This is a genomic window from Rhizobium sp. ERR 1071, from assembly GCF_007828675.1.
GTDB lineage: Bacteria > Pseudomonadota > Alphaproteobacteria > Rhizobiales > Rhizobiaceae > Rhizobium > Rhizobium dioscoreae.
The window spans coordinates 37,056-50,027 of record NZ_VITM01000001.1 but is presented as its reverse complement, the minus strand read 5'-3'; the positions used below and the strand labels follow the sequence as shown (position 1 = coordinate 50,027).

The 12,972-nt window shown below is 59.9% G+C and carries 11 protein-coding genes; 8 read left to right on the top strand and 3 right to left on the bottom strand.

All coding sequences use genetic code 11. The annotated features are described in order from the left end of the window. Positions 1-12 precede the first annotated feature (12 nt). Positions 13-387, bottom strand: a complete 375-nt coding sequence (locus FBZ99_RS00255; protein ID WP_112334830.1) for a gamma-butyrobetaine hydroxylase-like domain-containing protein — start codon at positions 385-387, stop codon at positions 13-15. A 133-nt stretch (positions 388-520) separates the two neighbouring features. Here FBZ99_RS00255 and moaA point away from each other — a divergent pair, with 133 nt between their 5' ends. Further along, the gene (moaA, locus tag FBZ99_RS00250; protein ID WP_145630979.1) at positions 521-1,570 is read left to right on the top strand and encodes a GTP 3',8-cyclase MoaA; all 1,050 of its coding nucleotides are present in this window, start codon (positions 521-523) and stop codon (positions 1,568-1,570) included. A gap of 19 nt (positions 1,571-1,589) precedes the next feature. Beyond that, entirely contained in the window at positions 1,590-2,342 is a 753-nt protein-coding gene (locus FBZ99_RS00245; protein ID WP_145630978.1) for an MBL fold metallo-hydrolase, read from the top strand. A 103-nt stretch (positions 2,343-2,445) separates the two neighbouring features. Here FBZ99_RS00245 and FBZ99_RS00240 read toward each other — a convergent pair whose 3' ends face one another. Next, positions 2,446-4,995: a methyl-accepting chemotaxis protein gene (locus FBZ99_RS00240; protein ID WP_145630977.1), complete on the bottom strand. Its 2,550-nt coding sequence runs from the start codon at positions 4,993-4,995 to the stop codon at positions 2,446-2,448. A gap of 333 nt (positions 4,996-5,328) precedes the next feature. Here FBZ99_RS00240 and FBZ99_RS00235 point away from each other — a divergent pair, with 333 nt between their 5' ends. The 3 genes from FBZ99_RS00235 to mobB are packed head-to-tail and all read left to right on the top strand — an operon-like array spanning position 5,329 to position 7,428. After that, a complete protein-coding gene (locus tag FBZ99_RS00235) occupies positions 5,329-6,240 on the top strand; it encodes a DMT family transporter (RefSeq protein WP_145630976.1) in 912 nt (303 codons plus the stop codon). Between the two features lie 10 nt (positions 6,241-6,250). After that, the gene (gene mobA / locus FBZ99_RS00230; protein WP_145630974.1) at positions 6,251-6,901 is read left to right on the top strand and encodes a molybdenum cofactor guanylyltransferase MobA; all 651 of its coding nucleotides are present in this window, start codon (positions 6,251-6,253) and stop codon (positions 6,899-6,901) included. After that, positions 6,898-7,428, top strand: a complete 531-nt coding sequence (mobB, locus tag FBZ99_RS00225) for a molybdopterin-guanine dinucleotide biosynthesis protein B (protein ID WP_145630973.1) — start codon at positions 6,898-6,900, stop codon at positions 7,426-7,428. Before mobA ends, mobB begins: the two co-directional genes overlap by 4 nt. Positions 7,429-7,478: 50 nt before the next feature. Here the strand turns inward: mobB and FBZ99_RS00220 are convergent, their stop codons facing one another. Further along, a complete protein-coding gene (locus tag FBZ99_RS00220; RefSeq protein WP_145630972.1) occupies positions 7,479-9,995 on the bottom strand; it encodes an OmpA family protein in 2,517 nt (838 codons plus the stop codon). Positions 9,996-10,352: 357 nt separating this feature from the next. Here FBZ99_RS00220 and FBZ99_RS00215 point away from each other — a divergent pair, with 357 nt between their 5' ends. From FBZ99_RS00215 to FBZ99_RS00205, 3 genes are all read left to right on the top strand, one after another. Continuing rightward, positions 10,353-11,135 carry an ABC transporter substrate-binding protein gene (locus FBZ99_RS00215; RefSeq protein WP_113354600.1) on the top strand — a complete coding sequence of 261 codons (783 nt, stop codon included), beginning with the start codon at positions 10,353-10,355 and terminating at the stop codon, positions 11,133-11,135. Between the two features lie 118 nt (positions 11,136-11,253). After that, a complete protein-coding gene (locus FBZ99_RS00210; RefSeq protein WP_113354599.1) occupies positions 11,254-12,066 on the top strand; it encodes an ABC transporter permease in 813 nt (270 codons plus the stop codon). Further along, on the top strand, positions 12,063-12,893 hold the full coding sequence (locus FBZ99_RS00205) for an ABC transporter permease (protein ID WP_145630971.1): 831 nt from the start codon (positions 12,063-12,065) through the stop codon (positions 12,891-12,893). The genes FBZ99_RS00210 and FBZ99_RS00205 overlap by 4 nt, the downstream gene beginning before the upstream one ends. Positions 12,894-12,972: the final 79 nt, after the last annotated feature.

The following is a 12,972-nucleotide window of genomic DNA, read 5'->3' as shown; positions in this document are numbered from 1 at the left end:
ACTGGAGATTTTCTAGTGCGGCTTTCCAACCGGGTCCCGGCTCAGACCCTTTTCCTTCAGCTCAGCCTCGTAGGCCGCGAAAAGCTCCTGACCCTTTTCTCCAAGCTCGCGCAGATAGGACCATGTGAAAATGCCGGTATCGTGCATGTCGTCGAACCCGATGCGAACAGCATAGTTGCCGGTTGGCGTCATCGACATGATCCCGACATTGCGCTTGCCCGGGACGGTAACCTTCTGCCCCGGCCCATGTCCCTGGACCTCGGCGGAGGGGGACAGCACCCGCAGCATCTCGGCCGGCAAGTCGAAGCTCGCGCCGTTATCGAACGTCACCATGAGGTGACGGCGATCCTTCGAAACCCGCAATTCGGTCGGCCAAACGTCACTCATCGATTTTCCCATGCCTTTCAGTGTGTTTTCGAGAATTATGCCGCCACAGCTCCACGCGCAAGTATAATTGAAAGTCATTTTCCTTGACGCAACAATCGCCTATGCACACATTAGCAGCGTGATGGAGATTTGAGTGAACAGCATTGTCGGTACGATAGGCGGCGCCTCGCCGCTGGCAGCGGATAGAAGCCCGATGATTGACCCTTTCGGGCGCGCGGTGACCTATTTGCGCGTTTCAGTCACCGATCGCTGCGATTTCCGCTGCACCTACTGCATGGCCGAACACATGACCTTCCTGCCCAAGAAGGATCTGCTGACGCTCGAAGAACTCGACCGCCTCTGTTCCGCCTTCATCGCCAAGGGCGTGCGCAAGATCAGGCTCACTGGCGGCGAACCTCTGGTGCGCAAGAATATCATGTTTCTGGTCCGCAAACTCGGCGAGAGCGTGAAAAATGGCGCACTCGACGAATTGACCCTGACGACCAACGGTTCTCAGCTCACGCGCCACGCCGAAGAACTTTACGATAGCGGCGTGCGGCGCATCAACGTGTCGCTCGATACTCTGGATCCCGATAAATTCCGCACGATCACCCGATGGGGAGATTTCTCCAAGGTGATGGAAGGCATCGACGCAGCGCAGAAGGCCGGCTTGAAGATCAAGCTGAATGCCGTCGCGCTCAAAGGCTTCAACGATACCGAAATTCCCGATCTGCTGCGGTTCGCGCACGGCCGTAGCATGGATCTGACTATCATCGAGACCATGCCCATGGGCGAGATCGACGAGGATCGCACCGACCAATATCTGCCGCTCTCCCAATTGCGCACCGATCTCGAACGTCAGTTCACGCTGACTGATATCCCCTACCAGACGGGTGGTCCTGCCCGCTATGTCCAAGTTACAGAGACCGGCGGCCGCCTCGGCTTCATCACGCCGATGACTCATAATTTCTGCGAGAGCTGCAATCGCGTGCGGCTCACCTGCACGGGCACGCTTTACATGTGCCTGGGGCAGAACGATGCGGCCGACCTGCGCACAGCGCTGCGCGCAAGCGAGGATGACGCCCTGCTCCACGCCGCAATCGATGAAGCCATTACCCGCAAGCCCAAAGGTCATGACTTCATCATCGACCGCACGCACAACCGCCCGGCGGTTGCTCGCCATATGAGCGTTACCGGCGGCTAAATTAATCGAGACAATCTACATGCAGCTTGAGCTTATTCGCAACGCGACGCTGAAGATCAGCTATGGCGGCCATGTGCTGCTGATCGACCCTTACTTTGCACCGCGCCATAGTCTTCCGTCCTTCACTGGCCGCTCTCCCAATCCGATGACGGAACTGCCACGTTCGATCGACGACATTCTCCAGGGCGTCGAGCTGGTGATTGTATCGCATCTGCATACCGATCATTTCGATGCTGTGGCCAAGGAGCGCGTGCCGAAAACATTGCCGATCCTTTGCCAACCCGGTGACGAAGGACGTATCCGCGACGCCGGCTTCACAAATGTCATTCCGCTCGCGCAATCGGTCACTTGGCAAGGGCTGACAATCACACCCCGGCAGGGCAGCCACGGTGTCGGGCCAGTAGTGGAAAAAATGGGTCCGGTCATCGGATTCACGCTGGAGGCCGATGGCGAACCCACCGTCTATTGGGCTGGCGATACCGTGCTTTACCCTCCAGTCGCCGAAACGATCCGTGAATTCTCGCCCGATATTATCGTCACCCATTCCTGCGGCGCCCGTTGGGACGGCGACCTGATCGTCATGGACGACAAACAGACGCTCGAAGTCAGCCGCCTCGCTCCGCAAGCGACTATCGTCGCAACCCATATGGAAGCACTCGATCACGCGACCGTCACACGCCAGGATCTTCGCCAAACCGCAGAGGCAGCTGGTCTCGATCCGTCACACCTGTTAATCCCCGCCGATGGTGAAACGCTGAATCTCGGCCAGTAATTCGTCCACGGCGCCGTGATCGCGAGAGTAAACTTCAACCAAAATGCGCCGGACCATTAGCCCGGCGTATCAATCGGTTATTAGCCTTATCTAAAGCACTGCTTTATGCGGCGCGATACCGCGCATCCGGAGTGCTGTAGCTCGCATATTCCACCTCGCCATCGCCGGTGCGGAAGCGATCAATCTTTTCCGACAGCATGTCGACCCGTTGGCGAAGGCCGTGGATCTCTGCATTGTTCTCCTCGACCATGGCCGCATTGCGCTGCGTGATCAGCTCGACTTCAGAGACGGCGCGGGTCACTTCCTCAATACCGGTCGACTGCTCGGTGGTGGCAGACGAAATATCGGCAACCAGCCTCTGGACGCCGGTGACATGGTTGATGATCTCAGCCAGTGCCGCGCCGGTCTGCTCGACCAGATGTACGCCATTCTGCACTTGGGCAGAACTTGCCGAAATCAGGCCCTTGATCTCCTTCGCCGCATTGGCACAGCGCTGCGCCAGTTCACGCACCTCCTGGGCGACGACGGCAAAGCCGCGGCCCGCTTCGCCGGCACGGGCTGCCTCGACCCCTGCATTTAGCGCTAAGAGGTTGGTCTGGAAGGCGATCTCGTCGATGACGCCGATGATCGTGGCGATTTTCTCGGAAGAACGGTTGATCTCGCTCATGGCGCCCACAGCCTTGGCAACCACTTCGCCCGATTGCGTCGCATAAGCCTGCGTCTCATTGACGGAGCTTGCGGTCTGCCGTGCACGATCGGCGGTCGAACGCACGACGTCGCTGAGGCGATGCAGCGCCCGCGAGCTTTCCTCAAGAGCCGCAGCCTGCTGCTCGGTGCGCCGGGCGAGATCATCGGCTGACATGGCAAGATTGCCAGTGCCGCCCTTGATTTCCTCGGCCGTATAGCGAACGTCCGTCAGGGTTTCGCGCAGAGCTTCGACCGCATGATTATAGGTGAAGGCCATTTCCACGAAATCGGCGGAAAGATCCTCGCGCATGCCCTCCTCCAGATTGCCGTCGGCGAGCTTGGCGAGAACATCGGCCAGTGCATTGAGCGCCTGCTTCTGCTCGGCTTCGATGCGGGCGCGCTCGGCGGCGCGGCGGGCAGCCTCTTCGGCGGAGAGCGCACGGGCGTTTTCGGCCTCGCGCTCCAGTCGGACATTTTCGAGCGCGGCATCGCGGAAGACGCTGACGGAGCGCACCATGTCGCCGATCTCGTCGCCGCGATTGCGGCCATCGATTGCGACTTCCAGGTCACCGCTTGCAAGGCGTGTCATGACGTCGGTGACGCGCTTCAGCGGTCCACGCAGGGTTTCCACCAGCATGAGGCCGCCGATGATGGCAAGCAGCGTGCCGACGATCATGGCGATGACCGAGACATTGGCCGAGCGCTCGCTGTCTTCCTTGCCGAGTTCCTGCGCCTGGGCGACAAAGCCACGCAGCGAGGTCATCGCATCGGCCAGCAGGGTATTGGACTGAACGCGCGTCGTCTTCCAGTCGGCAGCCGTCTGAAGCAGATCGGCCGATCCACTGGTCAGGCCGTCGATCAGCGGCTTCATGTGAGTGGAAAAATCACGCATGGTGGCGTTGGTCTGGCCAAGTTCCGAAATCCTGGCAGCAACGCTTTGCAAATCCTTCAGGTCCGCAAGTACTGGCTCGCGCGATGCAGCATCGCGGACATTTTCCATACGCGAGGCATGCAGGGTCAGGCGATCGACGAGACCGAGTGCCTGATCCACGTGATCCAGAAGCTCTTTCTGGCCATCGATGATCTTGTCGAGGCTGACGAAACGATCGGCGGCGGTATCGCTGTTCTTGGCCGATTGCAGCGTCATCTCGCCTTCGATCTTCACGAAGCTCTGCAGGATCGGCCCCATGGCCTCGACCTTCTGATCGGGCGTGCCGGAACCCTTCAGTACCGCGTCGAGCTTGTCGGCAGCATCGGAGGCATTCGCGACCAGGCCCGCACCGCGCTTTGAAACCAGCGCCTTTGAAACCGTCACCTGCTTCAAGATGGCATCGGCGTAGGTGCGTGCATCTGAAATTTCTTCCGTGGAGTCGGCTGCCATTTGGACTTGAATGCGCAGATTGCTCATCTTCTCCGAAAGGCCCTTATAGGCCGCAGCATCGTAAAGCAGTTCCTTGGCAAAGGTCTCCTTGTCGCTGAAATCCTTGCGGATGATGTCGATTTGCTTGCCGGCCGCCTTGGCGGTCGCCTCGACATTTTGCACCGCCTTCCGGATGGCTTCGACGTCGCTGTCCTGCTTCTGTTTGATAGACCAGAGCGTGGCTTCCTGCGTGCGCATCTTGGCGGCGAGCTCGGTGACCGGAACGATTTTGGCGCGCTGATCGTCGCTGAGCAGCCCGCTCAATCGACGGACACCCTGTTCCTGCGCATCGATCTTGTCGGCCAGTGCCTGGCGCGTCTCTTCCGAAGGCGATCCGGTGAATTCCTGCAGGGCGGCCTGCAGGTTCTCGAAATCGCTGATATTTTCGATCGTGGCGCGCGTCACGGTCATGTGACCATTCAGAATATTGGCGGTGTGATAACCGACGAGGCCGACACCGGCGATGAGAACCACCAGCGGCACCACGAAAATTAGAACCTTGGTGACAATCCTGCGACCTTGCAAAAGACGATCAATGAAAAACATGCGGCGCCTCAACTGGATTATTAAAAATCTCCAGCGGAGGCGGGATCGTCATTCCTGCTGCGCTGCGGTAGGTGCTTCTGCCTCATGCAAAACCGCTGTGAGCCTCGGGAAATAAGATTGAATAAGGATTAATCGCCTGCCCGAAACTCTTCGCATTGGCAAAAAAATTACAACCGCCGTATCATTTCGCGACCATTACGCGAAAAACAACCTTTCTTTCGCAGCAATTTCGCCGCACTGCACAATCGAATTCAACTGCACCCAAAGCACAGCCGATTCCAATTTGCCGAAAACGGCGCTAATCCAGATGGGTATATCGGGGACTCATCTCTTATGCGACTGACCAAGAATACGCAGGGTGCGCTCTTCATGGCGGCTGCCATGGCCGGCTTCTCCTGCAGCGATGCGCTGTCCAAGACGGTCATCGCCACGATGAATGCTGGCGAAATCATCTTCATCCGCGGCCTGTTCACGAGTTTTTTCGTCTATCTGCTCGCCCGCAGAATGGGCGCCCTGCGCAATTGGCGCGTCATCCTGCAGCCGATGATTGCGCTGCGCATCGCCTGCGAAGCTCTAGCGGCAGCAACCTATATCACCGCTCTTGGGATGATGCCGATCGCCAATGCCTCCGCCATCCAACAGGCAGTACCGCTTGCCGTGACGCTTGGCGCGATGATTTTCCTGAAGGAGCCTGTGGGATGGAGGCGATGGACGGCCATTGTCGTCGGCTTCGTCGGCGTGCTGATCATCATCAGGCCCGGCCGAGACGGGTTCACAACAGCAGCCCTCCTTGCCATCGCCTGCATGTTTGCGACCGCCGCCCGCGATCTGGCAACACGCTGCATCGACAAGTCCGTGCCGTCGCTAATGGTCACGCTCTGCACTGCAATTTCCATATCGATCTTCGGAGCATTGTGCATCGTCCCCTTCGGCGGCTGGCAGCCAGTGAGCACGACATCGCTCCTGCAGATCCTGCTGGCCTCCGTGCTGGTGCTGATCGGCTACCAGAGCGTCATCTTGGCCATGCGCACGGGCGAAATCTCTTTCGTCGCGCCGTTCCGTTATCTCAGTCTCATCTGGTCGGCCCTGCTCGGCCTGATCGCCTTTGGCGAGGTGCCGGACGGATGGTCTGTTTTCGGCGCTGCCGTTGTCATCGCCTCCGGCATCTATACTTTCTATCGCGAAAGCAAACGGCGGGCGGCCGAGGTCGTCGCGCAGGAATCAGAACCCCGCGTTCCCGCCTGAGGTCGCAACCATGTCCGACTTCATCGCCAATCCCGAAGATATTCCCGTCGTTCTGCTTGCGGGCGGCCGTTCCAGCCGCATGGGCGCAAACAAGGCCTTCGCACCGCTCGCCGGCGAAAGCCTGCTAGCTCGCATCGTCTACAAGATTGGGCAACGGCAACACAAGCCTACCGCACTGAATGCGGATGCCGATTGGCCGGACGCTATGGGGATGCTGCTCATACCGGACACAATTCCCGGTAAATTGGGGCCGCTCACAGGTGTGCTCGCTGCGTTGCAGGACGCGCGGTCGCGTTACCTAGAGGCCTCGCATATCGCCACCCTCCCCATAGACAGCCCCTTTTTTCCAGCCGATCTTATCGCCCGGCTCGCCGAGGTCATTCAAGGCTCTGACGAGATTGCCATTGCCGCATCCCTTGGTCAGGATCATCCTGTTTTCGGTCTCTGGCCCGTATCCGCCGCCGACGATCTGGAGCGATGGATCGTCTCGGATGACAAACGGCGCGTGAGAGATTTCCTCGCCCGGCATAAAGTGCGGCGGGTGGAGTTTCCGGCGATCCAAACGGCAATCGGCGCCCTCGACCCCTTCTTCAATATCAACACGCCAGCCGATCTCGCCGAAGCGGAGACGTGGCTGGTAGCTTTGGAACGCACGTCATGACGAAATCTCGGCCCAAAATCTTCGGCATCGCCGGCTGGAAGAATTCCGGCAAGACGGGGCTCGCCGTACGGCTGGTCACCGAGTTCACCCGGCGTGGCTATCACATCTCGACCATCAAGCATGCGCATCATGATTTCGATATCGACAAGGTCGGCGCCGATAGTTTTCGTCATCGCGAGGCTGGCGCGCATGAAGTCACCATCGTTTCAGGCACGCGCTATGCCATCATGCACGAATTGCGCGGCGCGCCCGAACCGAGCTTCGAAGAAATACTGGCGCGTCTCGCCCCCTGCGACCTCGTTTTGATCGAAGGTTACAAGCGCGAACCGATTCCGAAGATCGAGGCGCGCCGGCTGGAAGCGGCAAAGCGCGAACCGCTCGCCCCGCAAGACCCTCACATCGTGGCCATCGCCGCGGATCATCCGGTTGAAGACGCCGGTTCGCTCGTCGTTTTCGACCTCGACGACACGATCGCCATCGCCGATTTCATCGCTGCAAAAGTGGGCCTCGGCAACCCGACGAAATAGAAGGGCCGCCGGTTTCCCGGCGGCCTTGCCGTTCAGCTGTAAGCTGATCCTTACCGGTTCGATGCGACCGGGCGCACCAGCGGCGTAATGCGGCGGATGGTGACGCGGCGGTTTTCCTGCGACGGACCGAGCGTATTCACCTTGAGATACTGCTCGCCATAGCCCTGAGTAACCAGGTTTTCGGCAGGAATGCCGTAGACATCCGTCAGTACGTTGGCAACCGATTCCGCACGTTGATCCGACAGGATCAGATTGCTCTGGGCCGAACCCACCGCATCCGTATGGCCCTCGATCAGGAAGGTTTCTGTCGGATCGCGCTTGATGATCTTCAACATGCCATCGGCGACACCGCGAAGGGTGCTCGCCTGCGACATCGGAATCTCGGCGCTGCCCGTTGCGAAGGTGATCGTGTCGAGGTCGATGCGGCGGATCTTGTCTCGGATACGAGCCGAATAGCGGACTTCGTTGACCGAATAGATGCGCTCGACCGGCTCGACCGGAGGCTCACGCAGGAAGTCGTAATAGTCGGCGTTGCGGTTCGATGCCGTGTCGATGATGTACTGGCTCAGCGGAATGAGCAGTCGCATCGGCGGCAGGCTGTCGCCCGGATCGCGGAAGTAGTCGTCATTGTCTGGACGATCTTCCAGTTCCGGCGAATAGAACAGCACATATTCACGGCCGCTGGCGTCGATGCGCGAGCGCTGGATGATGTCGCCATAGCGGTTGCGGATCGTCACGACGCGATCGCCATCGGGCTGATCGATCGTTTCACGATAGCGGTCGCGCGGCAATTGTTCGTAGACCGGCCGCTCGCCGCCCCGGATGAAGCGCTCGCTGTCGTCGTGACGAACGACATAGGTGTTGTCGACATTCACGATGGTCCGGTTGTCCTGATTGATGATGGTCTGGACCGTCGTTCCCTGCGGCGGGGCAAAGTCCGGCCGGCGATCGATGCGGCGGCCCTGCTCGCTGGTCACGGCTTCCATCTTGACCGGCGGTTGCGGCTGGGCGCCGGCTGCCGCGCGCTGCGCCTCGGCATCGGAGGTCGGCGGCTTGGTGTAGGCCGGTGGCGGCTGCTGGGCCGGAGCATTCTGAGCCTGTCCGCTCTGCTGAGCCTGACCCGCCTGTCCACCACCACCCTGGGCGCCCGGAGCAGCGGGGTTCTGTCCGTTGTTCCGATGCTCGCCTCGACGAACCGCATCCTTCTGGCTGTCCAGAACCGCGCTTCCGTTTTCGACCGGCAGGATGACGGGACCATTGGCAGAGGCTGGGTTCTCCGCGATCTTCTTGCGGCGCTCCAGTTCCTGCGGCGAGACCTGCTCGGCCGGAGGCACCTGGATTTCGCCAGCCTGCTGGCCATTGCCGTTTGCGGCGGGAGCCGTTGCACTACCTTGGGCCGGCGTCGCGGCGCCATTGGCGGGCTGCGGCGTCGCCGGGTTGCCAGCCTGAGCGGGTTGTCCTTGCGGCATGCCCTGCTGGGCCGGCTGCTGCGGATTGGCTGCGGGCTGCTCGCCCTGCTGCTGGTTCTGCGGCTGCTTGCCGTGAGTTTTATCGCTACCCTGCTTCTGGCCCTGCTGGGCGCCAGGTGTCGCTGGTGTCCCGGGCTGGGCCTCGGGCTGCGCCTGCGTCTGGGGCTGAGCCTGCGTTCCCGGCTGTGCCTTATGTCCCTGGGCAGGCTCGCCGGCCGGTGCCGGCTGTTGCTCCGCGGGCTGCTTTGCCGGAGCCTCGGTCTGACCTTGCGGCTTGGGATGGGCGTTCTGTTCGGGCTGCGCCTGCTTTCCAGGCTGAGCCTCCTGATTCGGCTGTTCGCTGGCGGCAGGAGCCTGCTTCTCCGCCGGCGCTGGCTGCTGTGCCTTCGCACCAGGCTTGGCCTTCGGCGGCTGGGCTTCCGGCTGCGCTTCCGTAGCAGGCTGCTGCTCTACCTTCGGCTGCGGCGCTTCGGCCGGCTGCTGCTTTTGCGGCTTCGGTTGCTCTTGCTCCGCAGGCTGTTTCGCTTCCGGCTGCTTGGCCTTCTGCTTCGGCTGCGGGGCTTGTGGCTCTGCCTCGGGAGCGACAGCCTTGGGCTGCGGTTTGGCTTCGGGCTGTGCCTGAGGCTGCTCTTCAACCGGCTGCTGGCGCTGCTTCTTCGGCTCGGGTGGAGCCTCCGCGGCCGGCTGCTGCTTCTGCGGCTTCGGCTGCTCCTGCTCCGCAGGCTGCTGATGTTCGGCCTTCGGCAGCTGGGCTTCCGGCTGCTGCTGCTTCGGCGCCTTCTGCTGCGGCTCGCCCTCAGGCTCAGCCTGCTTCATCTGGTGCTGCTGCTCGCCGCCACCCTGATGCTTCTGACCCTCTCCGCCTTCGGCAGGCTTCTTGTGCTTGAGCTGCTCCTCATCGGGCTGAGCTGCCGGCGCTTCCTGCTGCGCCACCTCGAAACTGGTGTCGGGGGCCATCGCGGCCACATCACCGATGCCATTGTTCAGCGGTGCTATGGGCTGTTCACGAAGTGCCGCCGCTGCTGCCGGCTCGAAGGCGAGCGATAGCGAAAGCAGCGGAAACGCGGCGCTGGCAAATAGTCTGGATCGCTTTCCCATAGGGGTCTCCTCTTATGATCTTTGTCCGCCGAATTGCGAATCTCAGCGGCAAGGCGATTGCCTCAAGATCCCGGCCAATTTTCGGTTCTCGTGAGGCTGAATCGCGGCAAGCCGCTATAAGTTCCCGCACTATTAGGTTGCCGCAATTAACCCTGGCTGAACGCAGCGGATGGGTTTCGTTCAGATTTCCCTTTGGCGGGCTTGCATTGCGCAAAGGCAGGTTGCCTTCGTAATTCCAGTTGCATTTTCCAGAAAAAAAGTACGAATATCGCCGCAAGGCGGGCTACCGGCCCGCTCCACTCGAGCCGTCTGCCAAAAACAATAATGGGCTGCCGGCCACCAACAGAGAGGGTCAATATGCGCATCTCCACTCGTCTTCTTGCCGCCGCGTCCTTTGCCGCGATGTCGCTTGTCGCCGGCGCGGCGCTTGCCGACGGCGACACGCTCGTCATCGGCACCGACGCGACCTATCCGCCGTTCGAATCACTCGATGCAGGTGGCAAGTTCGTCGGCTTTGACATCGATATAGCCAATGCGCTTTGCGATCAGATGAAGGTCAAGTGCACCTTCGTGAACCAGGATTTCGACGGCATCATTCCGGCTCTGCAGGCCAAGAAGTTCGACGCGATCGTTTCCTCGATGTCGATCACGCCCGAACGTGAGAAGATCGTCGACTTCACCAACAAGTACTACAACACGCCGCCGGCGATCGCCGTTCCGAAGGACTCCACCCTCAAGGAAGCCACCGACGAAGCCCTGAAGGGCAAGACGATTGGTGCGCAGTCGTCCACGACGCATGCGAACTACGCCTCGGCGCACCTGAAGGATGCCGAGCTGAAGCTTTATCCGTCGGCCGACGAATACAAGCTCGACCTCAGCAATGGCCGCATCGACGCCGCCATCGACGACGTGGTCGTGCTGTCGGAATGGGTAAAGTCCGATGCAGGCAATTGCTGCAAGATGCTCGGCACGCTGAAAATCGATCCGGTCATCAACGGTGCGGGTGCAGGCATCGCCGTCCGCAAGGGCGATACGGCTCTCAAGGACAAGCTGAACGCCGCGATCGCTGCGATCCGCGCTGACGGCACCTATAAGAAAATCCAGGACAAATATTTCGATTTCGACGTCTACGGCGACTGATCGCCCGTCGATTCCCTGGGAAAAGACGACGGCGGAAGCTTGCCCTTCCGCCGTTTTTGTTTGACAACGAGAAGAATATAAGCAGAAACGCGGCAAAAGCCGCTAGGGGAAATATAGCATGAGCGGATTGTTTTCCGCCCTTGGTTCCTTGTGGACCTGGTTGAGTACGATTTTTGATCCATTGTGCGGTCCTGCGGGACTGTTCACCGTGTTCAGCATGTTCCGACCGGATACCATGCTCGCTTGCGGCGATACGGGCTGGGGCGACGAACTGGCCGGCGGATTGAAGATAACCATAGCCGTCTCGGTCCTGACGCTGCCGCTTGGCGTCATCATCGGCTTCTTCGTCGCGCTCGCGCAGCAATCCGAGGAAAGGCCGTTGCGGCTTGCGGCAGGTGTCTTCACGACGATTTTCCGTGGCCTGCCGGAACTGTTGACGCTTTTCATCATCTACTACGGCATGCAGATCCTTCTGCAATCGCTACTCGCCAAGTTCGGCTACAATGGCCCCGTCGAGATCAATGCATTCGCGGCCGGCATGGTAGCACTGGCGATCGTCTTTTCCGCCTATTGCTCGGAAGTCCTCCTCTCTGCCTTCAAAGCCATTCCCAAAGGTCAGTATGAGGCAGGTGATGCCCTTGGATTTCATCGGGCGCGAACCATGCGGCTTATCATCGTGCCGCAACTCGTACGTATTTCCTTGCCAAATCTCGGGAACCTCTGGATGAACCTGCTGAAGGATACGTCTTACGTGTCCATCATCGGCCTTGCCGACATCATCAGGCAGACGGGGATTGCCGTTCGTGCCACCAAGGCACCTTTCACCTTCTATTCCATCGCTTGCCTGTTTTATCTGACACTGGCCGTCATCTCTTCCGTCGGCCTCTTCTATCTCGATCGATGGGCTAAACGCGCGGAGGTCCATCGATGAGCCATGCCGAAGTTCTGATCGCCGCGCGACCGGCACCGCCGGAGACGGTCAGGAAACTGTCCAAAGCGCGCATTGCCGGTTATTTCTTTTTGACCCTCTGGGCCATTCTCGGTATTTCGCTGCTGGCGATGATCGTCCTCGGCTGGGACGTCGACAAGCTCGAAACCTACGGCCCGAGGCTTCTGCATGGCCTGGGCATTACGATCAAACTGGTCGCCACATCCTTCATCCTCGGCGCCATCCTCTCGATACCGCTCGCTTTCGCCCGTATGTCGAGCAATAAATTTCTGAGCACGCTGACCTATTGCTATGTCTATCTGTTTCGCGGCACGCCGCTGCTGGCCCAGATTTTCATGGTCTACTACGGTTTCCCGAGCTTCCGCTGGTTGCTCGAGGACATGGGTCTCTGGTGGTTCTTCAAGGATCCCTTCTATTGCGGCGTCTTCGCCATGACACTGAACACGGCCGCCTATCAGACGGAAATCGTCCGAGGCGCCATTCAGAGCGTGCCGAGGGGCCAGCGGGAAGCCGCCAGCGCGCTTGGTATCCATACCTGGATCGCCTTCCGCAAGATTATCATTCCCCAGGCGCTCATCGTGGCGCTCCGCCCTTACGGCAATGAGATCATCCTGCTGATCAAGAGCTCGGCCACCGTCTCCATCATCACCGTCTACGACCTGATGGGCGAGACCCGCTATGCCTTCTCACGCACCTATGATTACCAGATCTATCTCTGGGCAGCGATTTTCTACCTCGTGATCGTCGAACTCATGCGGAATGGCTGGGCACGGATGGAAGGCCGGCTGACGCGGCATCTCAAGCGCTGATCTCGCCAAGGCTGCGCCCAGGCGCAACCTTGGCAGCACTCCCACATAGATGCTGCTAACACATTGATTTCTGTGAATA

What these genes read in the sequence shown, in the direction of transcription:
- FBZ99_RS00240 (WP_145630977.1), bottom strand. Translation starts at nt 4,995, where the DNA reads ATGTTTTTCATTGATCGTCTTTTGCAAGGTCGCAGGATTGTCACCAAG.
- FBZ99_RS00215 (WP_113354600.1), top strand. Translation starts at nt 10,353, where the DNA reads ATGCGCATCTCCACTCGTCTTCTTGCCGCCGCGTCCTTTGCCGCGATG.
- FBZ99_RS00255 (WP_112334830.1), bottom strand. Translation starts at nt 387, where the DNA reads ATGAGTGACGTTTGGCCGACCGAATTGCGGGTTTCGAAGGATCGCCGT.
- mobA (WP_145630974.1), top strand. Translation starts at nt 6,251, where the DNA reads ATGTCCGACTTCATCGCCAATCCCGAAGATATTCCCGTCGTTCTGCTT.
- FBZ99_RS00235 (WP_145630976.1), top strand. Translation starts at nt 5,329, where the DNA reads ATGCGACTGACCAAGAATACGCAGGGTGCGCTCTTCATGGCGGCTGCC.
- FBZ99_RS00205 (WP_145630971.1), top strand. Translation starts at nt 12,063, where the DNA reads ATGAGCCATGCCGAAGTTCTGATCGCCGCGCGACCGGCACCGCCGGAG.
- mobB (WP_145630973.1), top strand. Translation starts at nt 6,898, where the DNA reads ATGACGAAATCTCGGCCCAAAATCTTCGGCATCGCCGGCTGGAAGAAT.
- FBZ99_RS00210 (WP_113354599.1), top strand. Translation starts at nt 11,254, where the DNA reads ATGAGCGGATTGTTTTCCGCCCTTGGTTCCTTGTGGACCTGGTTGAGT.
- FBZ99_RS00220 (WP_145630972.1), bottom strand. Translation starts at nt 9,995, where the DNA reads ATGGGAAAGCGATCCAGACTATTTGCCAGCGCCGCGTTTCCGCTGCTT.
- FBZ99_RS00245 (WP_145630978.1), top strand. Translation starts at nt 1,590, where the DNA reads ATGCAGCTTGAGCTTATTCGCAACGCGACGCTGAAGATCAGCTATGGC.